The 24391-nt window shown below is 68.1% G+C and carries 22 protein-coding genes; 9 read left to right on the top strand and 13 right to left on the bottom strand.

Features of this window, described 5'->3' with window-relative positions:
• Positions 1–34: 34 nt before the first annotated feature.
• A complete protein-coding gene (locus tag KCH87_RS33475) occupies positions 35–1303 on the bottom strand; it encodes a DUF222 domain-containing protein (protein ID WP_308298984.1) in 1269 nt (422 codons plus the stop codon).
• Between the two features lie 809 nt (positions 1304–2112).
• Between KCH87_RS33475 and KCH87_RS33470 the strand changes: the two genes are divergently transcribed.
• Entirely contained in the window at positions 2113–5202 is a 3090-nt protein-coding gene (locus tag KCH87_RS33470) for a DUF3427 domain-containing protein (protein ID WP_247197224.1), read from the top strand.
• A gap of 39 nt (positions 5203–5241) precedes the next feature.
• Here the strand turns inward: KCH87_RS33470 and KCH87_RS33465 are convergent, their stop codons facing one another.
• Complete coding sequence (locus KCH87_RS33465) at positions 5242–5817, bottom strand: hypothetical protein (RefSeq protein WP_210591000.1); 576 nt, start codon at positions 5815–5817, stop codon at positions 5242–5244.
• Positions 5818–5918: 101 nt separating this feature from the next.
• Between KCH87_RS33465 and KCH87_RS33460 the strand changes: the two genes are divergently transcribed.
• Positions 5919–6953 (top strand): hypothetical protein, encoded by a 1035-nt coding sequence (locus tag KCH87_RS33460; protein WP_210590999.1) that lies wholly within the window; start codon positions 5919–5921, stop codon positions 6951–6953.
• Positions 6954–6987: 34 nt separating this feature from the next.
• Here KCH87_RS33460 and KCH87_RS33455 read toward each other — a convergent pair whose 3' ends face one another.
• The 3 genes from KCH87_RS33455 to KCH87_RS33445 all read right to left on the bottom strand — a co-directional run bounded on the left by KCH87_RS33455 (position 6988) and on the right by KCH87_RS33445 (position 9035).
• A complete protein-coding gene (locus tag KCH87_RS33455) occupies positions 6988–7365 on the bottom strand; it encodes a hypothetical protein (protein WP_210590997.1) in 378 nt (125 codons plus the stop codon).
• A 216-nt stretch (positions 7366–7581) separates the two neighbouring features.
• Positions 7582–8160 (bottom strand): class IV adenylate cyclase, encoded by a 579-nt coding sequence (gene cyaB / locus KCH87_RS33450; RefSeq protein WP_210591386.1) that lies wholly within the window; start codon positions 8158–8160, stop codon positions 7582–7584.
• Positions 8161–8183: 23 nt separating this feature from the next.
• Positions 8184–9035 (bottom strand): helix-turn-helix domain-containing protein, encoded by an 852-nt coding sequence (locus KCH87_RS33445; RefSeq protein WP_210590995.1) that lies wholly within the window; start codon positions 9033–9035, stop codon positions 8184–8186.
• A gap of 935 nt (positions 9036–9970) precedes the next feature.
• On the opposite strand from KCH87_RS33445, the gene KCH87_RS33440 reads away from it, so the two are divergent.
• From KCH87_RS33440 to KCH87_RS33420, 5 genes are all read left to right on the top strand, one after another.
• Complete coding sequence (locus tag KCH87_RS33440) at positions 9971–10195, top strand: DUF397 domain-containing protein (protein ID WP_210590993.1); 225 nt, start codon at positions 9971–9973, stop codon at positions 10193–10195.
• Between the two features lie 90 nt (positions 10196–10285).
• Complete coding sequence (locus KCH87_RS33435) at positions 10286–10753, top strand: hypothetical protein (RefSeq protein WP_210590990.1); 468 nt, start codon at positions 10286–10288, stop codon at positions 10751–10753.
• Between the two features lie 84 nt (positions 10754–10837).
• Entirely contained in the window at positions 10838–11443 is a 606-nt protein-coding gene (locus KCH87_RS33430; RefSeq protein WP_210590988.1) for a DUF5753 domain-containing protein, read from the top strand.
• A gap of 278 nt (positions 11444–11721) precedes the next feature.
• Positions 11722–12939: an AAA family ATPase gene (locus KCH87_RS33425; protein ID WP_210590986.1), complete on the top strand. Its 1218-nt coding sequence runs from the start codon at positions 11722–11724 to the stop codon at positions 12937–12939.
• Positions 12940–13018: 79 nt separating this feature from the next.
• Positions 13019–14632 carry a VWA domain-containing protein gene (locus KCH87_RS33420; RefSeq protein ID WP_210590984.1) on the top strand — a complete coding sequence of 538 codons (1614 nt, stop codon included), beginning with the start codon at positions 13019–13021 and terminating at the stop codon, positions 14630–14632.
• Positions 14633–14696: 64 nt separating this feature from the next.
• On the opposite strand, the gene KCH87_RS33415 is transcribed toward KCH87_RS33420, so the two are convergent.
• The 4 genes from KCH87_RS33415 to KCH87_RS33400 form a co-directional block, all read right to left on the bottom strand.
• A complete protein-coding gene (locus tag KCH87_RS33415; protein WP_247197210.1) occupies positions 14697–15815 on the bottom strand; it encodes a DUF4037 domain-containing protein in 1119 nt (372 codons plus the stop codon).
• 127 nt (positions 15816–15942) lie between these two features.
• Positions 15943–16287 (bottom strand): SCO4225 family membrane protein, encoded by a 345-nt coding sequence (locus KCH87_RS33410; RefSeq protein ID WP_210590982.1) that lies wholly within the window; start codon positions 16285–16287, stop codon positions 15943–15945.
• Between the two features lie 56 nt (positions 16288–16343).
• Entirely contained in the window at positions 16344–17027 is a 684-nt protein-coding gene (locus KCH87_RS33405) for a response regulator transcription factor (RefSeq protein WP_210590980.1), read from the bottom strand.
• A complete protein-coding gene (locus KCH87_RS33400) occupies positions 17024–19372 on the bottom strand; it encodes a histidine kinase (RefSeq protein WP_210590978.1) in 2349 nt (782 codons plus the stop codon). The genes KCH87_RS33405 and KCH87_RS33400 overlap by 4 nt, the downstream gene beginning before the upstream one ends.
• 298 nt (positions 19373–19670) lie before the next feature.
• On the opposite strand from KCH87_RS33400, the gene KCH87_RS33395 reads away from it, so the two are divergent.
• Positions 19671–20126 (top strand): DUF5707 domain-containing protein, encoded by a 456-nt coding sequence (locus KCH87_RS33395; protein ID WP_210590976.1) that lies wholly within the window; start codon positions 19671–19673, stop codon positions 20124–20126.
• Between the two features lie 306 nt (positions 20127–20432).
• Here KCH87_RS33395 and KCH87_RS33390 read toward each other — a convergent pair whose 3' ends face one another.
• Together KCH87_RS33390 and KCH87_RS33385 are read right to left on the bottom strand one after the other, a co-directional pair.
• On the bottom strand, positions 20433–21224 hold the full coding sequence (locus KCH87_RS33390; protein WP_308298983.1) for an inositol monophosphatase family protein: 792 nt from the start codon (positions 21222–21224) through the stop codon (positions 20433–20435).
• Entirely contained in the window at positions 21217–22068 is an 852-nt protein-coding gene (locus tag KCH87_RS33385) for an alpha/beta hydrolase (protein ID WP_308298982.1), read from the bottom strand. Before KCH87_RS33385 ends, KCH87_RS33390 begins: the two co-directional genes overlap by 8 nt.
• A gap of 96 nt (positions 22069–22164) precedes the next feature.
• On the opposite strand from KCH87_RS33385, the gene KCH87_RS33380 reads away from it, so the two are divergent.
• Positions 22165–22467, top strand: a complete 303-nt coding sequence (locus tag KCH87_RS33380; RefSeq protein ID WP_210590969.1) for a hypothetical protein — start codon at positions 22165–22167, stop codon at positions 22465–22467.
• On the opposite strand, the gene KCH87_RS33375 is transcribed toward KCH87_RS33380, so the two are convergent.
• Complete coding sequence (locus KCH87_RS33375) at positions 22464–23765, bottom strand: glycoside hydrolase family 27 protein (RefSeq protein WP_247197209.1); 1302 nt, start codon at positions 23763–23765, stop codon at positions 22464–22466. The genes KCH87_RS33380 and KCH87_RS33375 overlap by 4 nt on opposite strands.
• A gap of 49 nt (positions 23766–23814) precedes the next feature.
• Positions 23815–24174 (bottom strand): VOC family protein, encoded by a 360-nt coding sequence (locus tag KCH87_RS33370; RefSeq protein WP_210590967.1) that lies wholly within the window; start codon positions 24172–24174, stop codon positions 23815–23817.
• Between the last annotated feature and the right edge of the window lie 217 nt (positions 24175–24391).

Here is a 24391-nt window from a genome sequence, read left to right as displayed (position 1 = left end):
ATCGCACTGATCGCGCTGATCGCACACATGGCACTCATTCCCGATAGACGGGTGGGGTGTTGGTGTAGGTGTGGCCGGTCGGGGCGGTCCAGGTAGTGGTTCCGGTGTGCCGATCGCGCCTGACTGCCCAACCGGGATGATGAGTCTTGAGCCGATGATGCCGACGGCACAACGGCTGCAGATTGTCCGGCACGGTCGGCCCGCCCCGCTCGGGACGACGGTGGTCGAAGGGCCGGATGTGGTCGAGGTCGCAGCGATGGGCGGGCATCCGGCAGGAGGGAAAGGCGCAGTACTGATCCCGAGCAAGCACCTGCCGCTCCGCCTCGGCCGTCGGCCGATAGGTAGTGGGATCGGTCTTCACCAACAGCCCGGTCTCCGGCTGGGTCAACAGCCGCCGCCAGACAGTGCCGGGCGCAAACGCCAACTCCCGGGCCTGTGAAGCGGCGATCGGCCCGTACCCCTTCAGCTCGCCCGGCCCGTCCTCGGCGCCCAGCAGGATGTCGAAGGGCACGGTCACCTGCACTACGACGGCGCTACGCCCCGCCCTTTCGCCCCGCTCCGGCCCCAATCCACCAATCACGCCAGGCGGGCTGACGACCAACTCGAACAACGCATCGGCACGCTTCTGCTCAAGACTGCGCCCATCGTCGCCATACCCCTGGGCTCGAGTGTCGACAACCTGCTCCATGAGCGCGGCCTGCTGCGCAGGCAGCACCGCCCCGAACACGGCCATGCCGTCATCCTTCGGATAGTGCAGGAGACCGCGCTCCCGCACCCGATGCCGGTGCCGCAGCTCGGCCCCCGCCGGATCGGCCCGATGAATCTCCCGACGCAACGAGGCCCGGGTCTGCCCAGCAGCCTGCGCAGGCATCTTGCCCACCATCACCGCCTCAACCTGCCCGGCAACCTCGTCGTCAAGCACCTCAAGCTGCTCAGCAACAGCCTGCGCCTGCACGTACGAGATCTGCCCCTCGGCAAGAAGCCCAGTGGTGGCCTCATGCCGGGAGGCCAGCAGCGTGGCCGCCTTCAACCGCTGCGCGGCGGTGCCATTGGCCAGCCGCAACGCACAGGCCACCTCTTCCACCGCCGTATCCCAGGAGGCGGCAAACACATCATCCAAACTGCCACCCCCAGCCAAGATCACCGCCTCCGGCGTCTCGGCCCGCTCGGCAATAGCAGCCAGCACCTCAACCTGCTTGGCCTGCACCCAAGACAGATGCGCCTCCAGCACAACCAACGCATCAACAAACCCCCGAGCAGACAACCCCTCCACATCGAGCGCATCCAACTGCCCGGCACTCACGGCCCCCGGCCCCTGCTCCCGCAGCCGAGCCACCCACGCATCCAACGCCCCGGCCGGCGCCCCACCGACCTCCACCGGACGTCCCTGCGGCGGGACAGGCGACAGTCCAGACCCAACACTCATCGGACCGGACACGGACATGGCACTCACCCCCCGACAGACCAACAACCGCACGCCGAACTCACCACTCCCACAAGCGAGCTCCCACATCCAATTGTCGCTCACTCAGAGTGATAACACCAGGTAAATCCCACACTCGAACGAGTGAACCACCCTCGCAGAAACACCCGATCAACCACCAGCGCCCCACTCCGCCTCCGCCACCACCCAACCCCAACCGACGGCCGCCACCACACCCCACCGCCCCGACTACGCGACCGCGCCCCACCCACCAACCGAACGCCGCCAAGCCGACCCGGCGTGCCGCCGAGCCGCGACCGCGCCCGCAAACCCCGGACCAGACCGCAGCCGACCCCACCGCAAACCCACCTCGGCCACCCGTCTTTCCGGGCCGCCCGCTCGCTTCTCCCCCGTGCTGGAGCGGCCCGTGTCAGGGGTGGCCCGGAGGGCCATCGCCGAAGGCGACGCGCAGCGCCCTTGATACGGGCCGCGGAAGCACGACACTGACCAAGAAGCGGGCGGCCCAACGGCACCTACATAGAAACCCAAGTCGGCCATGGGGACTGTCAGGGTCACCTGATACAACAGGGCCATTGCTGTGTTTGGGGATTGGGGAAATCAGCGTGGTTCAGCCGGGGGATCTGTCGCAGCCTGTCGCGGGTGTTTACGAGGAACTCGTCACTGAACGCATGCAGGAGCAGATGGAACAGTTGAAGGCAGCCGGTTGGAAAGCCATCGATGACGAGGTCAGCGAAGAATCGTCACCCCATGTACTCGCCCGACACATCAGTCGGGCGGTAAGACAGCGACTAAGCCAACTGCCGCATGACAAGCGCGTCGCCGTAGCCAACAAGATCATCGAGTCACTCTCATCCTCATCCGACCCCGCCGACCCCGGAAGCAGTGATGCCGTCGAGCTCATCTCCGACGGCCCTCGCCAACTCCTCGCCCTAGCCGAGAAGGAGGCACCCGGCGTCTACGCAATACGCCCGCTCACACCTCTCTCGGAGACCGCTCTCATCACCAACTCCCCTGAGGACCCAAGCCTCGGCAGCGAGCTGCGCGCTGAGCTAGCGACAGCGGATCGCATTGATCTGCTCTGCGCCTTCGTGAAGTGGTACGGACTGCGTGTACTCGAAGACTCTCTCCGTGCCGCAGCGGAACGCGGCGTCCCTATCCGAGTCATCACAACCACCTACATCGGCGCCACCGACCGCCACGCGCTCGACCGACTCGTCCGCGACTTCGGCGCCCAGGTGAAGGTCAACTACGAACTTCGCTCGACACGACTCCATGCAAAGGCTTGGCTGTTTCGGCGCAAGAGCGGCTTCGACACGGCGTACGTCGGCAGCTCAAATCTCTCGAAGGCCGCACTACTCGACGGCCTCGAGTGGAATGTGCGCCTGTCATCAGTGGCCACGCCGGTCGTGCTCAACAAGTTCGAGGCCACCTTCGACGCCTACTGGAACGACATCGCTTTTGAGCCCTACGATCCGGATCGCGACGCCCGCAAATTGGACGAAGCTTTGGGGTTGGCGGGCGGTTCGCCATCCAGCCAAGACTCCAAGATCAGCCTGTCAGGCCTTGAGGTTCGGCCGCACCCGCACCAGGCCGACATGCTGGAACGACTCCGCGTTGAGCGTGAGATCCGTGGTCACCAGCGCAACTTGCTTGTCGCCGCGACCGGTACGGGCAAGACAGTCATGGCAGCCCTTGACTACCGCAATCTACATAGGCAGTGGGGCGGCAAGCAGTACCCGCGACTCCTCTTCGTGGCACACCGCAAGGAGATCCTGAAGCAGTCGTTGCGCATGTACCGCGAAGTACTCGATGACGCATCCTTCGGCGAAGCACTCTTCAGCAGCGAGCTACCGCGCGACTGGAAGCATGTCTTCGCTAGCGTCCAGTCGCTCACGGACCAGCGACTCGACCAGTTCGACCCGGAACACTTCGACATCATCGTCGTCGACGAGTTCCATCACGCCACGTCTACGACGTATCGCCGCGTTCTCAACCATTTCAAGCCCCAACAACTCCTCGGTCTGACCGCCACTCCCGAGCGCGCCGACGGCCTTAACGTGCAGGACGAATTTTTCGAAGGACGGATCGCCGCCGAGATGCGGTTGTGGGAGGCCCTCGCCAACGATCTCCTCTGTCCGTTCCACTACTTCGGCGTGCCCGACGGTACGGACCTCACCCGCCTCAACTGGCGTTCGGGTACGTACGACCAGAGCCAGCTCGGCGAGTTGTTCTCCGCCGACCATGCGCGCGTCCGTATCGTCATCAAGCAGGTGCGGGACAAAGTGTCCGACCCGATGAACATGCGGGCACTCGGCTTCTGTGTCAGCCGGAGACACGCTCACTTCATGGCGAAGTGCTTCCAAGATGCCGGCTTCAAGGCTGAAGCCTTGGATAGCACATCGAAGCCCGAGGTCCGTGACCACGTGCTGTCCCAGCTCAAGGCCGGAGAGATCCAAGTCATCTTCTCCGTAGACCTCTTCAACGAGGGCTTGGATATCCCCGACGTCGATACGCTGCTCCTCCTGCGTCCCACGAACAGCGCCACCGTCTTCCTTCAGCAACTCGGCCGAGGACTGCGCCGTACGCCGGACAAGCCTGTGCTCACGGTGCTCGACTTCATCGGCCAGCATCGAGCCGAGTTCCGGTTCGAGGAGCAGTTCAGGGCGATGACCAACCTGTCGCGCAATCGTCTCCTTGAGCACGCAGAACACGACTTTCCTCTGCTGCCGTCCGGTTGCCAGATCATCCTTGAAGGCAAGTCCAAGGACCTTGTCTTGGACAACATCCGCAACCAGATCAAGGCGACCGTCCAGACCCTCGCCAAGGAGGCGAAGGACTTCGATGCGCCGCTCCTCGCCGACTATCTCAAGGAGAGTCGCCGTGAGATCCGGGAGCTGTACAAGTCGAGCAACTCATGGACGACGGTCCTACGCCGCGCTGGCCTGGCCGACCGGCCTGAACAGTCCGATGAGCCAAACCTGTTGAAGCGAGTCCACGCGTTCTTGCACGTCGACGACCGCGAACGCGCTGATGCATACACGCGCTTGGTGAGCGATGACGCACCAACGTACGAGTCGCTGAGCGCAAAAGATCAAACGTACGCGCGCATGCTGTTCTTCAACCTCTGGGACAAGGCTGGCGGGTTCAGCTCCTACCGAGAGGGGCTCGAATCGCTTCGCGAGCAACGAGCGTTCCGTAGCGAATTGCGACAGGTACTTGACCACGTGATGGGGCACGCCGACCACTTCCCCCTCCCCCTAGAGGGCCCACACGTCCACATCCCCCTGAAGATCCATAGCGCATACAACCGCTCGGAGATCCTGGCCGCACTCGGTGTTGCCCGCCTTGGCGGTCAGATGCCCGGCTCCTTTGCACAGGGCGTCCTGTGGGACGAGCAGAACCAGACGGACACACTGCTGATCACCCTCGAGAAGAGTGAGAAGGACTTCTCCCCCACCATCCGGTACAAGGACTACGCGTTGAGCCCTTCCCTCTTCCACTGGGAGTCACAGAGCACAACCGCAGCCACCTCACCCACGGGCCTGCGCTACCAGCAGCACAAGCAACGCGGAAGCCACGTGCTGCTGTTCATGCGACGCTACAAGGACACCGACATCGGCAAAGCCCAGCCCTGGATGCTGCTGGGCCCGGCGACCTTCGTCCGGCACGAGGGCAGCAAGCCCATGGCCATCACCTGGCAGTTGCACTATGACCTGCCTGCGGATGTGTGGTCGTACTCGGGTATCACCGCAGGCTAGTCACCGTTGGGGCTCTGACACGCGATGAGGAAGAACCCACTAGCTGACGGGCTGCAACGGATCACGAATGATTTCTCCAGCTCTCTGAAGGAAAGTGGCGTATGCCTGGGTCATCTCGCCCCTAGCCTGGTCGAAGTTGGACCAGGTCACGCTCAGGCCCGCAGAACTCGCACCCGCCACCTGCAACAAAGCCCCGACGGCCGCCAGCGACTTCCCCGTCAGGGCGTAAGCCAATACGTTCGCCTCATTTGGCCCCCAAAGGGCCAATTGGCTGGTTTTTGCCTTAAGTTCAACGGTGCGCTCTCGAAACTCGCGCCCCGTCGCCTCATCCAGCCCGGCCCCAGCTCGAATCTCAGGCGTAAGGCGCACGAGCGCTTCATCCAGAACGGCATAGGCTGCAAGGAGGGCGGCGAAGGCCTGATGTCGCTGGCTGCGCACCCACTGCCAGTGCTCCGCCGCAGCCTGGCCGTGCACCTGAGCCAACGCCGCCTCAACTGCTTTACGCCCACCGGCTTCGGCTCCGTGCTTGGCGTACATCCCGGCGATGACAGCACCGATGACTGCGGCTGCGAAGGCGATTACTCCCGCGATGACCGTCCCCGTCGCGTCACTCATCGCGCCATCCTCGCTTGGATGTGACGCTGCCACAACGGTCTCTTGCGTAACTTGCGCGACTCCCAGCACTCCGTGGACCCTGAAACCATTAGCCTCGGATCATGACGACGTCCACGGCCGGGTTCACGCCTGGCGACATCCTCACACGTGCACAGATCCACCCCGTACTCGGCGGCAGCGGCTTCGCCGGAATCTGCCCAGCCAGAGAGAAACGCAACGTCCTTATATTCTCCGACAGCAAAATAGGTAGGCGCTACGGATATCGGGATGGATGGCTTGCCGAGGACGACGACTTGGGCCCCGTATTCACCTATACCGGGACCGGCAAGCGCGGCGATCAGACCTTAGATGGCGGAAATGCCTCCATACTGGAACACGCAAATATGGGGCGCACCTTACACGCGTTTGTCGCTGTGGGCAATGTCCCAGGAAGCGGCACGCGAACACACAAGTACATAGGAGAATTCAAGGTTGACGAGCGCAAGCCCTACGACATACGGGAAGCAAAAGACGAACTGGACCAAGATCGCAACATCGTTGTCTTCCGCCTTCGTCCCACCGGCCCATATATCCGGGAGGATTCCGATACACTGCCACTGGCAGCCAGTCCCCGAATTCGGTTCCAGCGGACCGCAGGGAGTCTCGCTCGGTCGTACCGACGCCAGAGGCGTCAGCGTCAACCGCAAACCGACATCGCCCGAGTAGAAGCGATCCGCGATGATCTAGCGGACGCTTTCGAGACGCACGAGATCGCGTCTGGGATGACCATCGGGCAAATGGAGTTATCCCTGCAAAACTCGGCGGATCAGCTCTCATTCGAGATCTACAACCAGACGAACCACACGGTTTACCAACCGACGGGCAGTGCAGCAACCGAGTCGATCACTCAGGCTCTTGCTCAACTCCTCCACGCACACCGCCATTTGAGAACCATTGTCCACGACGAGCCCTTCCACCTGATGGTCCTGACACCTACGCTCCCCCGCGAGGACCTCCGCGACCTGCTCACTGAACACGGGATCGGCATCGTGTATCGCAACAACAGTGGTGGCTTCTCTGAGTTCGAGGGAAGCACCGCCACCTCAAGTAGCGCTCCTCGATCTTTCCGCTGCTTGGATTGCCCCGTGCCCGCCTAGCGAGTCACCTTCGCTTTGACCGAGCTCGCGCAGTTCAACGTCGAAGAATCAACGCGTCGTACAACGGAGCATCGGAGAAGGGCAGCACGTCGCCAAACCACTCGCGTTCCTCCGGTCGGTCGCGTAGCAACTCGTCGTGGATGTGTCGTGCGATGCCCGTGCCGCGAGCCTTCTTAACGACCATGAGCTCCGAGAGTGCAAAGGTGCGCGAGCCGGTCTCCTCGGTGGCGTCTGCCGGAACCCGCGTTTGGATGCCGTTCCACCATCGCGTCGCCTCCTGGAGGGTGCATCCGTAGGCATAGCCAATCGGGGTGTCGTCGACGTAGCCGACAACCGCAGCGAACCCGGGAACTTCGGTGTTCCAGCCGAGCCGCTCGTCGAACCGCTCGACGCTGTGGAAGTCCTCGCTCAACCGGTCTGCGTAAATCTCCGCGTACACGTCGAGGAGTTGCTGTCGCCGGAACGTGCGTGTATCGCTGAAGATGCTTTCAGCTCTGCCGGGGAACGCTGGGCGCAGGTGCGGGATCGGTGGGCGCGAGTTGGCGATCCCAATACTGGCGCGGCTGCCCCGTCGCTGAATCCTCGAGCCAGCCGCTTGAACCCACCAACCTCAGGCAGTCCGCATCGATCACAGCCCACCGACGGCACCAGACCGCCCTCGCTGCGCCGTCACAGCTCCCGTATACGTCTCTCGAGTTAGGTTCTCGGGCCCGATGCCGAACTCAGATAGGACGGAGCGAATGTCGTCCAGAGCCGCGCTCACCCCGTCCTCGTCCACGAGCGTCTCCACCTCAAGGAACGTCCCGTCGATCTCCGGCACGCGGACAAGCGTGGCGAGCATGCGCCGGCCGCCTGCCTCGAACTCGTAGTTCCGGCAGCGCTTCTCGAATGCGATGACCTCCACGTGTCCGAGGCCTCGGAGGATGGCGTGGGCGACCTCGGCATCCTCTACGACGGTCTCGTACTCGGGCTTCGAACCGGAGTCCTCATCCACCGCAGCGTCCTTGAAGGTGAGCATCGTACGGGTGCCGTCGTCGCCATGGATCGTCCGAACCCGCAGCTCCTGGTCCGCCTTCTCCAAAGAACCGTCCGGCCGGTCGTAGTACGTGTCCCGGTACACCTCAACCCGGGCTTTGGCGCGCTCGTCGAGCTGCCGGACGACGGCTTCGGGCGAGTGAACCCGGGCCTTCAACTCCGCCTCGATCACCATTCGTTCCCCTCTCTCCTGGTCTAGATCGTGCGCTGCGCGCCATCGATGATCGCCTCGAACATCCTGCGGAACCCTCGGAAGAAGGGTCCGTGTGGAGTCTCCATGACCTTGTACGTGGCCGATTCGTGTCCTTCCCACCCAGCGTCGAAGGCACTGACGAACATGGTGGAGTCCGTGCGGATGAGCCGCCAGGTGGGCAGCATGCGGTAACGCCACGCGCTGATGTCGCACGAGTCGGCAAGTTCCCGCAGCCGCGCCTCGGCCAGCCTCACACCGCTGGCGAGGGCATCGGCCGACTCTCCAATCTCGGCGGCACGTTGGGTCAGGGCATCACTGTCCGGGTCAAGGAGCAGCACCCGCACACGGAGCCCTTTGCCGCCTTCCTCGCGCGGCAGCCAAGCGCGCAGGAGGCTGTCGTTCAAGCCGATCAGACCGAGACCGCGCACGGCCAGGATGTCCAATTCCTGGGCTTCACGCGCTTGCTGTTGGATCTCTTCGGCAGCCGAGTTCTGTGCAGCGTAGACCCTGACCACTTCAGGAAAGGCCGCGAGATCGAACGCTGCTCCCCCGGAGCGCTTCTCTCTGCTCGCCGCAAGGCCCAGCAGGTGTCGCGCATCGTCGGGCATACGAAGGCCATCCGCGATGCGCTCGTAGACGTCGAGCCGGGACACTTCTCTGCGGCAATTGATGATCTCGTTCACCCGGGCCTGCGTCATTCCGGCGGCCGCGGCGATGCGGGATTGACTGGCACCTGCGTACTGCTGAGTGAACCGAAATACGGCGCCCATGTCCCGTGCGCGCAGGGCCTGCCGGACCTCGGCACGTTCCCATGCCCAGTCCGGCAGTTCGATCGGCCCGAGCACAGCAGTCATGGCTCAACCCCCGGTATCCACAGACGAGATGGATATGTATCTCACGGTGAGATTACCGGGTGGGTATCGAATCAACACCACCCGTCACCCGATGGTGACTGCATGAACACCGTCTCCCCGGGCTGGATGCCCTCCGGTCGCTCAGTCTCGCTTCTCCCTGCGGGCAAGTGGTGGGATGCCGTGAAGGTGCCCCGAGCGGTCGCGCTTGAAGTACTCGGCCAACTCCGCGATACGACGGGGGCCGTCATCGAAGATCCGTGGGCCGACATCTTCTACTGGCTGGTGCCGGCAGGAAGAGCCTCCGGCTGGGAGATGCCGGAGACGACACGCATCAGGGTCCTCGGCGATACGGCCCACGTGGTTGTGCCGGGACCACAGTGCACGACCGGACCTCGCTGGCGAATCCCGCCCAGCGATAGCAGCGTCCTGACGGACCCCGAGAAGCTGCATGACGCGTTGGCCCGCGCGACAGCGGTCGTCAGCCGACAAACGTCCGACGAGGCGTACAGGTCGCTCGTTGCCCACTACAACGGGTGTCACGGCTGCGCTCACAACAGTGAAACGTGCGCCCGAGGGCGGCAACTGCGCCAGGCATGGGTGGCCGTCCGATGGACGTGATCTGTTTCCGCTGCCAAGTCGTCATCCAGCCCGGCATGCCATACGACAGCCACATCCATGACAGAGCATCTGGGCCGCCGTACACGACCTCCAGCCACCGCAACGCCGAAGACGTGTGCAGGCCCCGCGCTACGCGGAAGCTGACCAAAGCCAACGGTCTGAAGCTCACCCAGCACTCATCGACTTGATCGCCCTGCTATTGCCTCCCGCTGCATAGGGCCGTCTTCACCGCCAAGTGTGAAGCAGTACTAGAAGTCCCGCCCCAGGGCGGCGACGGCACCCCCCACCCGCAACAGCCAAACAGAAAGGCACAGCAAATGCCGAACGAAACCAACCTCTACGGAATCGATATCACCGACGCCTCCTTCACGAAGGCGTGCGGAGGCCCCTGTACGGAGGGCTGCGTGACCCTGGCCCGTATCGGCGACAACGCCTGGGCCTTGGGCGACAGCAAGCGGCCGGACGCGGAGCCGCTCCGGTTCACCACGGAGGAGCTGGACTCGGCCGGCATCGACCCCGCGAGGTTCGGACTGTCTGTCTGACCGTCCCTTCACTCCCCCAACCGGTCCCGCTTCCCGGACGGAATCGGGACCGGTTTCCCCTCGATCTTCGACGCCAGATGGGGACGACTGGTGCACCATCACGGATATCTATGGGCGGGCCCGAAAGAACGCTTCGACGACGAAGCCCTGCGGCGTCCACCGCACCCTGAACCACCCCCGGCGGAAGGCAGGCCGGAGCTGATCCAGCGCTATCGCGAGGTGGAGGCGGGGTTCCCGACCGCAGATCTTCCCCCGCTGGAGACGGCGTACTGGCTCGTCAAACCGCGCTCTTTGGTTCGTGGCACGTGGAACGAGCCCAAGGAAGCGGCGGCCTGGCTGGGCGAGCGCTTGGCCGAATACGCGCCCCGGTTCGTCTCCGAGACGGACCGCGACGTTGCCCGCCTGATCTCGATGGTCAACTCCGCTGCTGAGAGGCTGGATTCGGGAGCCGACGTTTCACTCGGTTTCTACCTCGAGCGCCCCTCGTATTTGTCGCTCACGATGGTGACGTGCTCTCCGAATCGCTCGAAGCCTGAACTGTCGTGTCCTGTCCGGTAATCGCGGCACGCTGAGTGAGCCACGACATGTTGATGACCGGTCGGATCACTCTGCCGACGACCGGACGACAAGAGGACGAACGTAATGACGAGCTTCATCCCCTGGCAGCAGCGGTTGTCCACCGGCACTGAAGACATCCAGGACGAGGTGATCCGCTGGTACCAACAGACCCGGCACGGCAAGGGGTACGTGCCCGACATGATCTGGGGCACCCTCCAGACCGAGGCCTACGCGACCGTCATCCTCCGTCGGGTTGTGGACTTCCTCGGTGTGCCGGACGACGTACCGGCTGGGGTGGCCAAGCGGATGGAGCGGCAGCAGGTTTTATACGACGGTGAGCACCAATATGACGTGATCCTCGGTGAGCAGGCCCTCTACACGAACGTCGGAGGGCCAGAGGTGATGCGCGGGCAGATGGAACGCCTCCTCCGGGATATCGACCTGCCCTCACTCACCCTCGGTATCCTCGCCGCCACCGCCGAAGTGAGCGTGATCCCCATGCCCGGCTTCAACATGCGCGGCGGCGACAGCGTCCACTACGAACTCGTCTCCTCCGGCGTGGACATCACCGATCCGGACGAACTCGCCCTCCACGACAAGGCCTTCGCCGCCTTCAGCAACGCCGCGAGGTACGGCGACGCCGCCAAGGATCTGATCACCGAGGCCCTGGCGTTCTGGAGCAACAAATAGCTGCTGCGCCGCCATGGCGACGAGCTGTGGCACCTGGCCTGCGACCTCGATGGGCGCTACGCAGGTGGAGATCGGGCCCGTTGGATCCTCACCCAGGCAAGGTGGTCGAACGCGGGGTGCCGGGCGACGTGCTGCGCTGGGTGCCCGACGACGGCGCGGACGGCGGCTGGTGAAACCGCTATCACCCCCAGCGACGTGTCTATTCGTCGTAGCTTCGGAGGGGAGCGCCCGTCTCATCACCCCAACCGGGCGTCACGGGCAAGGAGTTGAAGTCGTAGATGGGCGAAACGGAAACGCAGGACACGCAGGACACGCAGGACACGGCCGACCGGCTCCGGACGATCAGCGACGAGCTGTCGGACCGTTTCTACGAGCGGGCCGACGTGGTGCGGACGCTGGTGGTGACGCTGCTGGCCGGGCAGCACTCGTTGGTGCTCGGCCCGCCCGGGACGGCGAAGTCCGAGTTGGCCCGGGAACTCACGGGCCGGTTCGAGGGGGCGGCCTACTGGGAGATCCTCCTGTCGAAGTTCACCGCGCCTACGAGGATGTTCGGCCCCATAGACGTCGCCGCGCTGGCCCGGGGTGAGTACCGCCAGGTCTACGACGGCCGCGCCACGACCGCCCATATCGCGTTCATCGACGAGATTTTCAAGTGCTCCACGGCGGCGCTGAACGAGACGTTGGGCTACCTCAACGAGCGGATCTACCACCCCGAGAGCGGCGGCGAGCCGATCCGTTGCCCCCTGATCGGGGCGATCACGGCGAGCAACGAACTGCCCAGCGCAGAGGATTCGGCCGCGATCTACGACCGGCTGCTGGTGCGGATCGAGGTCGGGTACCTGGAGGACCCCTCGAACTTCGCCGCGCTGGTCCGTTCCGCCGTCAGCCGCCCGGAGGCACCGACACGGACCACGGTCGAGCTGGCCGCGTTGCAGCACGCCGTGACCGAAGGCGTTCCGGCCGTCGACGTTCCCGACGTGATCGTGGACGCGGTGTGCACGCTGCGGGCCGCCCTGCGCCGCAAGGAACTCGTCGCCTCCGATCGCCGCTGGCGGCAGGCGGTGGGTCTGCTCCAGGCGTCCGCGTACCTCGACAGCCGCCCGGCGGTCGCCGAGACCGACCTGTCGGTGCTGACTCACGTGCTGTGGGACTCGCCCGCCGAGCGCCCGACCGTCGAGCGCGAGGTGCTGCAACTGGTCAACCCCGATGCCAAGGAAGCGCTCGACCTGGCCGACGCCATCGATGAGCTGGAGGCCCAACTCGACGCCATGGCCGGGCAGTCCCGCGAGGCGCTCAGCGAGTGGGTCATCAAGAAGGCCCACAACCAGCTCGCCATGGCGGGGAAGCGGCTGGAGCAGCTGCGCGCGGAGGCGGCGGGCGGCGGCCGCTCCACCGCCGCCATCGACCGGGTCACCGGCCGCCAACGCGCCGTCCGCGCCCGCGTTCTCACCGAGGCCCTCGGCATGGACGCGAGCATGGTGCAGGCCCAACCCTGAACACCGGATCAGGACGAGGGAAGCAGGGGAGCAAGACCACGGGATCAGGACCAGGGCATAGAGACAAGGGATCAGCACCATGGGCGAGACACCGCGCAAGCTCGACGAACTGGCGAGCCGAGCCGGTAAGTGGCTGAGCCTGTCCGCCGCCACCCCCCAGCGGCACACCGCAGCCGTCGTCGCGGACCGGTTCGACCGGATCACCTGGCGCGACACCTACGAGCAGTCGGCCGGACTGCGTGACCTGGCGGAGGAGCTCAACAACCGCTACGACCACACCACCACCGACCTGCTGACCGACGCGTTCGTTGCCGCCTACAAGGTCAGCCCGCGGTTGCGCGAGCGTGCGGAGATGGACCTCTCCCGGCTGGTCAACCACCAGGTCATCACCTCGCTGGTGGAGTCGGTGGAGTTCGCCGAACTGCGCCGGGAGACGGCCGGCGATCCCTACGCCGCCGCCATGGCCGTGCTCGCCCAGGCCGCCGCGCTGCGCCGGATGCTGGAGCGCTCCCGGGATGACCAGGAAGGGGCCGAGCGGGCGAAGAAGGCCCGGCAGGCCGCCGTAGACGCGGCGACCGCCGTGAGCGTGGCGCTCGGGCGGGCTGCCGACGGGGCCGATGAGGACGGCACGGTGCCGACGCCTGCCGCCGACGCCGTACAACAGGCGATCGAGGCCGCGGAGTCCGCCGAAGCCGCCGCGCGGGAGGCCGCGCAAGCCCTCGGGACGGCGGCGGCTCCGGGTATCGGTGCCGCGGCGCGGAACGCGGCGGCGAAGGCCGCCGAGGCCGTGCGGGAGGAGGCCGCGCTGATGCGGGCGTGGGGCGTCGGTGCCGGCGAGCTGGAGCGGATGCCGTTCGATCAGCGCGCCCGGCTCGCCGAGCGGCTGCGCACCGGCCGTCTCGCACAGTGGGCCGAACTGATCGGCCGTTTCCGGCAGATGGCGAGCGGCGAGCGCGCCCGCAAGGTGGAGAACGCGACCGGTGAGCTGGTCGGCGTCACTCTCGGCGATGACCTGTCCCGTCTCATCCCCTCCGAGCTGGCCAACCTCGGTCTGCCCGAGCTGCGTGCGGTGTTCGCCGCGCGCTACGCCGCCGGGGAGCTGATGCTCTACGACAGCCAGGGGGAGCAGTCCACCGGCCAGGGCGCGATCATCGCGTGCGTGGACACCTCGCACTCCATGTACGAGGCGGGGCCCGGCGGAGTCACCCGGGAGGCGTGGGCCAAGGCGTGCGCCCTGGCGCTGCTGGATCAGGCCCGCCACGCGGGGCGTGACTTCGTCGGCATTCTGTTCTCCGCCGCCGACAAGCTCCAGGTCTTCCGCTTCCCGGCCGGCCGGCCCGCCGACATCGCCCAGGTCCTCGACTTCGCGGAGACCTTCCTCGGCGGCGGCACCAGCTACCAGAGGCCGCTGACAGCGGCAGGCGAACTGCTGGCGGAGGAGTTCAACGACGCCGCCCGCACGCGCGGCGACATCGTGATGATCACCGACGACGACTGCGGCGTCACCGAGGAATGGATGCGCGGCTGGAACGACGTCAAACACCTGCTGGGCTTCCGGGTCTTCGGCGTCGCCGTCGGAGCCCCACGCGTCGCCGAAGCCGACTCGGTGCTGGACGCCCTGTGCGACAACCTCCGTTCCGTCGAGGATCTCACGGACGTCCACGCCGCCGCCGACCTGTTCCGCGTGATCTGACCCGGCCGGCAGTCCGGTTCCGATACTCCTCCGAGGGCAGCGAGAGACCCCCGAGAAGCCCCGGTCAGAGCAGCTCCGCCCGCTGCTTCCGCATCACGTCACTCACCGCCCGCGTCAGCTCCGGCCGCACCAGGACCTCCGTACTGTCCACAATCTGGTCCACCGCCCCGACCGTCGGCAGTTCACGGATCGCGGGATCGGTGATGCGGCGGGTCAGGGCCTCGGCAAAGCGTTCGGCGTGCAGAACGCTGAACGGTCTGGAGTGGTAGGGGCGGGTGGCCGGGTCGACGCGGGGGGTCAGGTCGAGCTGGTTGTGGATGCCGCCGGCTATCTCGTAGGCGTGCGCGAGATGGCGTTCGCGGGTGTGCCAGTCCGCGGCCGCGAGGGCGGCGGTGAGGACGGGGGTGAGGCGGGGGGCCGCGTGGGTGCGGGCGAACGCGCTGCCGAGCCATTTGCCGTACGGCGGGTAGCGGCGGTCCATGAGGAGGCACAGCCGCATCAGGTCGCGGACGAGGCGGGCGGTGACGACGGCGGAGCCGAGTTCGTCGCCGACTTCGCCGCAGCGGCCGACGAAGGCCTCTTCCTGGGAGATGCGCTGCCACTGGCAGGCCAGGACGTGGAGCCAGACGTCGCGCGGGTACCAGCGGAGGGTGTGGCGTAAGGGGCCGAGTTCGTGGAGGCCGTCGTGGAACACGGCGCCGGCGGTGACCTCGGCGAGGAGTTGGGTGGGGGTGGCCAGCCAGTCCGCCGGGGTGACGCCCTGAGCCGGGTCGAAGCCGAGGACGTCGGTGAACCAGGCGGCGCTATGGGTGACTTCGATGCGGTGGTGGACCGGTCCGTCGGTGGCCTGCATGACGCGGATGTCACCGTCGCCGGTGGGGGCGAAGTGGGTCGGGTAGCCCTCGAACGTCTTCGGGAGGTGTTCGGCGAGGAGATGTCTGATACGGCCGCCGTGCCGGGAGACGTCCCGGCGGCGGAGGAAGAGTTGCAGACGTGGGCCCCATTCGTGGTCGGTCGAGCGAGGGGTGTCGTAGCCGAGAACCTCGGAACCGCTGCCGAGACGGGCGGCGGAGTGCGGGATTCCGGGGGCGGCTTCCTCAAGGAGAGGGCGTACGGCATCTGTGTAGAAGCGGCGCGAGAGTTCAAGGCCCGGTATGAAAGGTGGCATATTCGTGAAGCTCATGCCTGAGACCCTTCCCAATCTCCACATGATCGTGCCAGGAACTTTCACGTCGTTGTCCGTCCCGTGGTGGCGCGAGTACGCGAACCGGCCTCGTATGACTGGCTGCTGAGCCCACAACCTCGCCCCCTCACGCCCCCGCGCTGTCGCCGCCACGCAGTGCCCGGGCGCACCAGCCGATGACCGTGGCGTTGACCACCGCCCCGAGTACAACGGCGGCGACGAGCATCGCGGGGTGGTCCGGCAACACCAGGAGCACAAGGCTGGCCGGGGCGGTGGCGAGCAGCGGGATGACACCCGCCATGGACTCGTCCGAGCTGTCGCCGACGCTCACCACGACGGCCCACACGAGCAGCAGGGCGCAGACCGCGAGGTAGACGCGGGCGACGACGTTGCCGAGAGCGTGGCGCAGACTGCGGGGAAGGGATCGGCCGGAACCGGTCACGGTGGTGGGCTCCTCGGTTGTTGGGGTCATGGGCGTGGTGCGTGGTGCGTGGTCCGTCGTGGCGGGGGCGGTGGCCGGTGGGGCCGTCAGAGGTGGGTACCGGGCGGGTTCGGGCGGGCGAGGCCGAGGTCGTACGCGAGGATCGTCGCCTGTACGCGGTCACGCAGCCCGAGCTTGCGCAGCAGGGCGTTCACGTGGGACTTGACGGTGCCCACGGTGATGCCGAGTTGCTCGGCGATCTCCGCGTTGTTGAGTCCGGACGCCAGGAGGGCCAGGACGTTGTGCTGGCTGCCGGTCAGGCTGTCCAGCTCACGCGGACCGCTCTCGGCCCGCATCCCGGTGCCGGCCGCGGACGCGTAGTGACCGATGAGCCGACGGGTCGCGGACGGGGCGAGGACGCTCTCCCCGGCGGCCACCACCCGGATGCCGTGCAGCAGTTCGGCGGCGTGTACGTCCTTGAGCAGGAATCCGGAGGCTCCGGCGCGCAGCGCGTCGAAGACGTACGCGTCGAGGTCGAAGGTGGTCAGGACGAGGACACGGGGTGCGTTCTCCCGGCCGGTGATGATGCGGGTGGCGGCGATGCCGTCCAGTTCGGGCATCCGTACGTCCATGACGACCACGTCGGGTGCCAGCTCCTCGGCGAGACGTACCGCGGCGACACCGTCGGCGGCCTCACCGACGACCGTCATGTCCTCCTCGGCGTCGATCACCGCGGCGAATCCGGCCCGTACGACACCCTGGTCGTCGACGACCAGCACGCTGAGGCTCATCGTTCCCTCACCTCGTCTGCCTGGTCTGCCTGCTGCGGACCCGGCGCGAGTGGCAGCCGGAGGATGACCGTACCCGGCGGGCCGGTGGTCAGCGTGCCGCCGAGAACCGCGCCCCGGGCCGCCAGCAGCTGCCGTACCGCGGGACCGGCGGCGTCGGGCACGCCGGTGGCGGTGAGCGTCAACGTTTCGTCGTCCGCGTCGAGTTCGAGTACCGCGGGCTGCTCGCCGCCGGTCGCGAGCAGCGTCTCGGCGGCATGGTAGGCGGCCAGGTCCACCGCGGTGGGCAGCCGCTCCGGTACGCGGCCGGTCAGCCGGATCTCGACGTCGCGGCCGGTGGCCCGGGACTGGTGGGCGAGCAGGTCCAGCGCCTGGAGGGTGGGCTGCGGCCGCAGTTCGGGCCCCGTCTCACCGTCCCGGACCGTGTCGAGCAGGGCGCGCATCGCGGCCAGGGCCTCGCGGGCGCGCTCGGCGGTCGCGTCGAGGCGGCCCGTCTGCGCCTGCTCGACCATGTCGGCGGTGCGCGCCAGCACGGTGGTCTCCAGTCCGGCGGTGATCCGGCGGCGCTCGGCCCACGCGTCCCGGACGGCCTCCTCGGTCCAGGCGGCGAGACGTTCCTCCCGCCGGCCCCGGGCGACCCGGTCGCGCCGTCCGCGCAGGGCCCCGGCCCACCGGGCCGCGGCGACCACCAGCGACGTCCCGGCCGTCGCCGACACGACGACCGCCCAGACGGGGACCGTCGTCCCCCGGTCCAGTACGGCGGTGATCGCGGCGGCCGCGTGCACGGCAACGGCCGGCACGATCACCGCGGCTCGGAGGATCGGCAGGGGCATGCGCGGACGGTCACCGGCCGGGGCCGCGCCACTGGCCGTACGGGCCGCGTCCGCGGCGAGCGCCGTGCAGGTGGCGAGCATGCTCAGCGCGGGCGGCAGGACGACCGGACCGGTGTACCCGCCGGTGGCCATCGCCACCGGCCAGAGCAGGGCGAGGCCGAGCAGAACGCCGTACGACGTGCGGGGCGTCCGGCGCAGCCACAGCAGCGCGACCGCCTGGGCCGCGGCCAGCAGCGCGAAGAGCACGCCCGCGGACACCTGCGTGCTGTTCGACGTCGGCTCCGCCCGGATGACCAGCACAGGGAGCAGCGGCTGGAGGACGAGGCCGACGGCGGCCGTCACCTGCGCCAGGCGGTAGTTGCGCGGCACGGACCGCTCCGGCGGGGCGGCGGTGCGGCCGGGCAGGACCGCGCGCACCTCCCAGCCGCCGTCCGCCGTCGGGCCGGTGTGCAGGGTGCCGCCCGCCTCACGGGCCCGGGATCGCAGGAAGCCCTGGCCGCGTCCGCCGCCCAGACCCGCGCCGTGCGCCACCGCACCGGCCGGCGGAACCGCACTCGTGACCACCACGTCCGTGCGGGTGTCGCCGTACCGGCACAGCACCCTCGTATGCGCACCGGGGGCGTGCCGTGCCACGTTGGTCAGCGCCTCGCGCACGATGCCGTACGCGGCGTCCGCGACGGCGCCGTCCGGCAGCGGGTCGATCTCGCAGTCGACCGGCTGGTCCAGTCGGCGGAAGCCCTCGACCAGAGCCCGCAGCCGCTCCTCCGGCGACGGCAGTTCCTCCCGCGAGGGCGCCGGCGCCCGTACGGCGCCCAGCGCCCGGGTGACTTCGCGGCCGGTCTCGACCGCGAACCGGAGCGCCTCGTCGGCCAGTTCGGGACGACGGTCACGCAGTCCGAGTGCCGCGCCCGCGGTGACCACCACGGCCGTCAGGTGGTGGGCGCTGACGTCGTGCAACTCCCGTTCCATGCGGCGCCGTTCGACCGCCGGGAGCCGATGGCGCTCCGCCTCGGCCCGCTTCAGCTGCCGTTCGGCCGTGCGTCGCGCGCGGCGGGTCCGCCGTACGAGGAGACCCGCGCCGCACGCGAGGGCGTACAGGACGGCGGTCAGGACGAGGTCGAGGCCGTTCCGGTCGCTGAGCCCGTGCAGGCTGATGCCTTGCAGGAGCTGCCAGGTGGCGAGGGCCAGCACGCACAGCACGGTGGTGAAGGTGTCGCGTTCGGTCGCCACGGTGAACAGGGCCAGCGCGACGCCCGCGGTTCCGAGTACCGCCAACGCCCCGGTGGGCAAGGGCCCGGCGCCGAGCGCACAGGCGACGGCGACCAGGACGAGGGTGGCCACCGGGCGGCTGCGGCGGAGGGCGAGTGCGGCCGTCACCGGTCCGGCGACCAGGGCCGCCACGAGAAGGGCGGACGCGGGCGGCACCGCCCCGCGCATCAGCTCCGCACCGGGCCACACCAGGGCCTGGGCGCAGATCAGCAGGACCGGGATCAGCCGGTCGTCGGTTCGATTCATGACGGATCAAGGCTAGGGCCGCGAGTGAGCGGCCCGGCTCCGGCTGGAGGGGGATGTCGTTCTCGTACCTGGGTTATAGACGCGGCAGCGCCGTGGCGAGGGGTGGAGGCTCCGGGGGGTTCTCTATCTCCGGTTCGACGCGGCAATCGTCCCGCAGCGTGAGGACCGGGCCCGGCCCCCGACCGTAGGCTCGATCACATCGAGAACGCGGTCGACCAGCGGTTCTTCACCGCACTTTCCGCGTATCCACTCTCCACTCTCCACTCTTCAACCATCAACGAACTCAGGGGGATCTCCCATGTCCAAGCGCATGCTCGTCTCGTCGCTCATCGGTGTTGTCGTCGTCGGCGGAATTACCGCCGGCGGTCTCGCCGTGGCCTCGGCCACGGCCCCCAAGGCGCCGACCTTGGAGAACAGCTCGGCCCGCTACGTCGCTCCGTCCGACGGCGAGGCGGGCTCGCTCACCTTCACCGCGGATGTGAGCGACGACTCGGGCATCCGGGACCTCAAGGTCCTCCCGTGGCCCGCGGGCTCGGCGCTCGACCTGAACGAGTCGGACCTTCGGGAAGTGGACAGCGCCAAGTGCGAGAGCACCTCGGCCGAGACGTCCCGCTGCACCTACACGCTGCGGATCACGAAGAAGGAGGCAGCCGAGCTGGACCAGGGCCGCTGGTACGTTTCGACGCTCGCGACGGCCAACGACGGCGACACGACGTTCGAGTCCCTCACCGCCCGCTTCGTCGTCGCAGACTGACCCACAGCCGCGGCCGGGCGCCCGCAATTTCCGGCTGGCCGCGGGCCGTTGTGGTCTGGGTCTGGCGCACGGCGGCTGGATGGTGGGCGACAGTCCCGAGCACGACAACGGAGGTTCGGTGGGCGGAAGCGGCCCGCCGAGACAGCCGAGCGTTTGCCTTCTGCCGCATCGGATGCCACTCCTGTGCCACTCCTGCCGCATCGGCTGTCTCTCGGGCCGCTTCCGTTCCTCTGTCGCCACCGGACACGGAAGGGTTGCCGCGAGTGCGGAATTTTGTGCGCCGAGGTGAGGTCGAGAGCTGCGCGATCACTCAGGCCGTACGGTCGCCCGCCACAACTCCTCCGCTTCTCCCGCCACTCCCGGCGCGGCCAGCAGCAACGGCTCGTCGTAGGCAGGGAGTTGCGGCAGCGCCACCGCGCCCGCCTCCGTGGCGATCAGGAGGGCCGGGAGACCGTCCACGGGGTGGAACTCGCCGATCGCGGTGGCCGAGGCGCGGCCCGCGGCGACCTGGGCCAGGGAGAGGGCGGTGGAGCCCATCACACGGACCGTGCAGTGGCGGGCGGAGAGTTCGGCCAGCAGGCGGTCCATGCCGGGCCAGTGCGCGTGGGCCGCCCATTCGGTGAGGAAGACGTGGCCGGTGAGGGTGGTGTGGTCGGCGGCGTGGGTGGGGGTGCCGTTCAGGTGGGCGCCCCGGCCGCGGATCGCCGTGAAGACCTCACGGCGCCAGGGGTCGGCGACGACTCCCAGCAGCGGTGTGCCGTCGGAGGCGGCCAGGCCCAGCGAGAAGGAGCACCAGCCGATGCCGTGCGCGTAGTTCGTCGTACCGTCGACCGGGTCGATCACCCAGTGCGGGGCGTCCGGCGCGCCCTCGTGGACGCCGTGCTCCTCGCCTTCGATGCCGTAGGAGGGGAACTCCGAGCGCAGGAGCGACCGTACATACGTCTCGATCTTCTCGTCCGTGTCCGTGACGATGTCGGCGGGGCCCGCCTTCTCCCGCACCGGACCGTCCGCCGCGCCACGCGGCCGGCGGATCACCTCCGCCGCCCACTCGGCCAGCCGGGTCGCGACGGTCAGGGCGCGGTCGAGGTCATCACTCACGGTTCGCTCGCAGTTCTTCGTGGACGTCTTCGTGTACGGCTGTCCCGGCATCGGTCGTGAGGAACGTACTCACCGCCGCGTGCAGGCGTTCCGGCTGGTCCAGATGTACGTCGTGGGCCGCGGCCGGGATCACTTCGAGGGTCGTACGGGTGGGGCGGCGGGCCCGCATCTCCGTGTGGTCGCGCTCGGGCATGGTGCCGTCCGCTCCGCGGATCACGAGCGCCGGGCAGGTGATCCTGGTCCAGTGGTCCCAGTAGTCGTGGGTGGCCAGTTCCGTCACGGCCGCGATCATTGTGTCCCGATCGACCCTCGGGTACCAGCCGTCCTCCCGTTCCTCCAGGTTCGCCGCCCACGCCTCATGGCCGAAGAAGGCCCGGGCCGCGGCCGGGGAGCGGAAGGGGGTGGGCCAGCTGTCCAGCCAGGCCGCGATGTGGGAGGGCAGGTCCGGGGTCGGTTCGCCCGGGCCGGCCTCGATGAGGACCAGGGCCTTCACGAGGGTGGGGTGCACGGCGGCCAGCAGCATGGCCGTATGGCCGCCCAGGGACTGGCCGATCAGGGTCACAGGGGCCAGGGAGAGTTCCTCGATGAGAGCCACGGCATCCGCGACGCAGGCCTCCCGACTGACCGTCGGCGGACGGCGGGTGCTGGCGCCGTGACCCCGGGCGTCGTACGTCACCACCCGGCGGCCGTCGTCCAGCAGCCGTCGCACCAGGTCGCCCCACTCGCCCATGTGACCCGCCAGCCCGTGCAGGAGCAGTACGGGGTCGTGGGGCTGCGGGGTGGGCGACGGACTGTGGTCGCGGTAGGCGATGCGGGTGCCGTCCGGGGTGGTGAGTGTCTTCACATGGGTTCCTGTCGGGTTCACGCAGCGTGCGGGTTAGCCTCGGGGCGTATCGGTCCTGAACGGCGGATCGGTCGTGAGCGGCAGCAGGAGGCAGGCATGGCGAAGGTTCCCAGCGCGGTGGTCGCCGCGAGCGGGCTCGTCGGCGGGTACGGCGTGGCGCGGTGGACCAGGAAGCGGGAGCTCGGCGGTGCCGTGCTGGCCGTCGCCGGGACCGCGGCCGCGCTGCAGTGGCGACAGCAGGCCGGCGGGAAGGCCGCCGGCGCACTGACCGCCACGTATGTCGCCGCCTTCGCCGGTTCCCACCCGCTCGCGAAGAAGGTGGGCGCCTGGCCTGCCGTCTTCGGGGTCGCGGGTGCCGTGGCTCTGGCGTCGTGGGCGGTCGCGGACCGGCGGGGCTAGGGCCTGTCCGGCGGGGTGAGCCGGTAGAGGGCCGAGCCGTGGGCCGGTAGGTCGACGTGGAGGCTGTGGCCGTCGTGGGCGAGGTCCGTGCGGGTCCACAGTTCGCGGATGCGGTCGTCGGGCCGGGCGCCTATGGAGCCGAGGGGCACGGTGACCTTCTCCGGGCTGTCCGCCAGTGAGAACACGGCCGCATAGCGCGTACGTCCGTCCCTGTCACCGGCCGTCCACAGCACAAGCTCGTCCTCACGGAGCACCTCGCGGCTGTCCGTACCGTGCCACAGGACGTCGAGCGCCTCGTCGTTCGTGAGCAGTTCGATGGTCTCCGCCGGACTGCTGGGCAGATCGCCGCCCATCATCAGCGGGGAACGGGAGATCAGCCACAGGCTCAGCAGACTGATCTGCTCGTCGCGGGTGAGGAGACAGAGCCGGTCCTCTCCGCGCTCGGCCCGGATGCCGATGTGACCGAGCGGCAGCATGTCGGCGTCGGCCCAGCCGCGCTCGCCCTGCCAGGGTGCCCACCGGGCCATACGGCCGAACTGCGCCTCGACGTCCTCCCACCGGTCCCAGAGGTCGTCGCAGACGCGCCACATCGTGGCCGTGTCCCGCAGATGCTCAAGATGTGCGACGGAGACATCCGTACCGGGCGACAGGCTCAGCTCGATGGACCGGCCGCTACGGGCGATGGCCTCGGCATAGGCGGAGATCTCCCGCTCGTGGTAGGGGAAGAGCATGTCGTCGGCCTTGATGAAGTCGACGCCCCACCGCGCGAACTGGGCGACCTGCGCGTCGTAGTACGCCTGGGCGCCCGGATGGTCGTGGTTCAGCCCGTAGTTGTCGCTGTTCCACGGGCATACGGAGCCGGTGTCGGCGATCTCGTCCGCGGTGAAACCGGTCCCAGCGACGGGCAGTCGGGCGGCGACGGCACGCCGCGGGATGCCGCGCATGATGTGCAGGCCGAAACGCAGCCCCAGTTGGTGCACACGCTCGGCCAGCGGACCGAATCCGACGCCGTCCGCCGCGGACGGAAACCGGTTCGGGGCAGGCAGCTGACGGCCGTGGGCGTCGAGGACCACCGGAGCGCCGGGGTTGTAGCCATGGGCGCGGGCGGTGGGGTCGTACCACTGGATGTCCACCACCACGATGTCCCAGCCGTGCGGCAGCAGGTGCTCACGCATGAACTCCGCGTTGGCGAGCACCTCCCCCTCCGTGACGGTGGTGCCGTAGCAGTCCCAGCTGTTCCAGCCCATCGGGGGGCGCAGCGCGAGGTCGGGGATCGGACGTCGTGCGGGGCGGCTCATGGTGATCGGCTCCTGGGCGAGTGCGTGCGAAGGACGTTGCTGGATACGGCTAGGCGCGGTGACTCAGCACATTCACCACCCGCCCGATCGGATCCCGGACGAAGAAGCGTCGTACGCCCCACTCCTCGTCCCGCAGTTCTCGTACGATCTCCGCGCCCGAGGCGTTCACCTGCGCGTACACCGAGTCGACGTCCTCGACCTCGACACTCAGGTCGGGGACGACGGGCGCGGTGCGCTCCTCGGTGAAGAAGCTGATCTGGGCGGTGGGGTTGGCGGGGGACGCGAGCGTCACCGCCCACCCCATGTCCATGACTTCCTCGAACCCCAGCAGTCCGTAGAAGTCACGGCTGGAGCCCATCGACTCCTCAGACGCGACCTGAACATTGGAAACAATCCGGCGAATGGTCATAACCCCATAGTCGCAACCACCACTGACAACGCCCCCCCCCCGCCACCGCCCCCCCCCCCCCCCCCACCCCCCCCCCCCCCCCCCCCCCCCCCCCCCCCCCCCCCCCCCCCCGCCGCCCCCTCCCCCCCCCCCCCCGCCCGCCCCCGCCGCCCCCCCCCCCGCCGGCGCCCCCCCCCCCCCCCCCCCCCCAACACCCCCCCCCCCCCCCCCCCCCCCC

Source organism: Streptomyces sp. GESEQ-35 (genome assembly GCF_017948485.1).
In the GTDB taxonomy this organism is placed as follows: Bacteria; Actinomycetota; Actinomycetes; order Streptomycetales; family Streptomycetaceae; genus Streptomyces.
The sequence above is the reverse complement of the archived record's forward strand: the minus strand, read 5'-3'. Positions and strand labels throughout refer to the sequence as shown.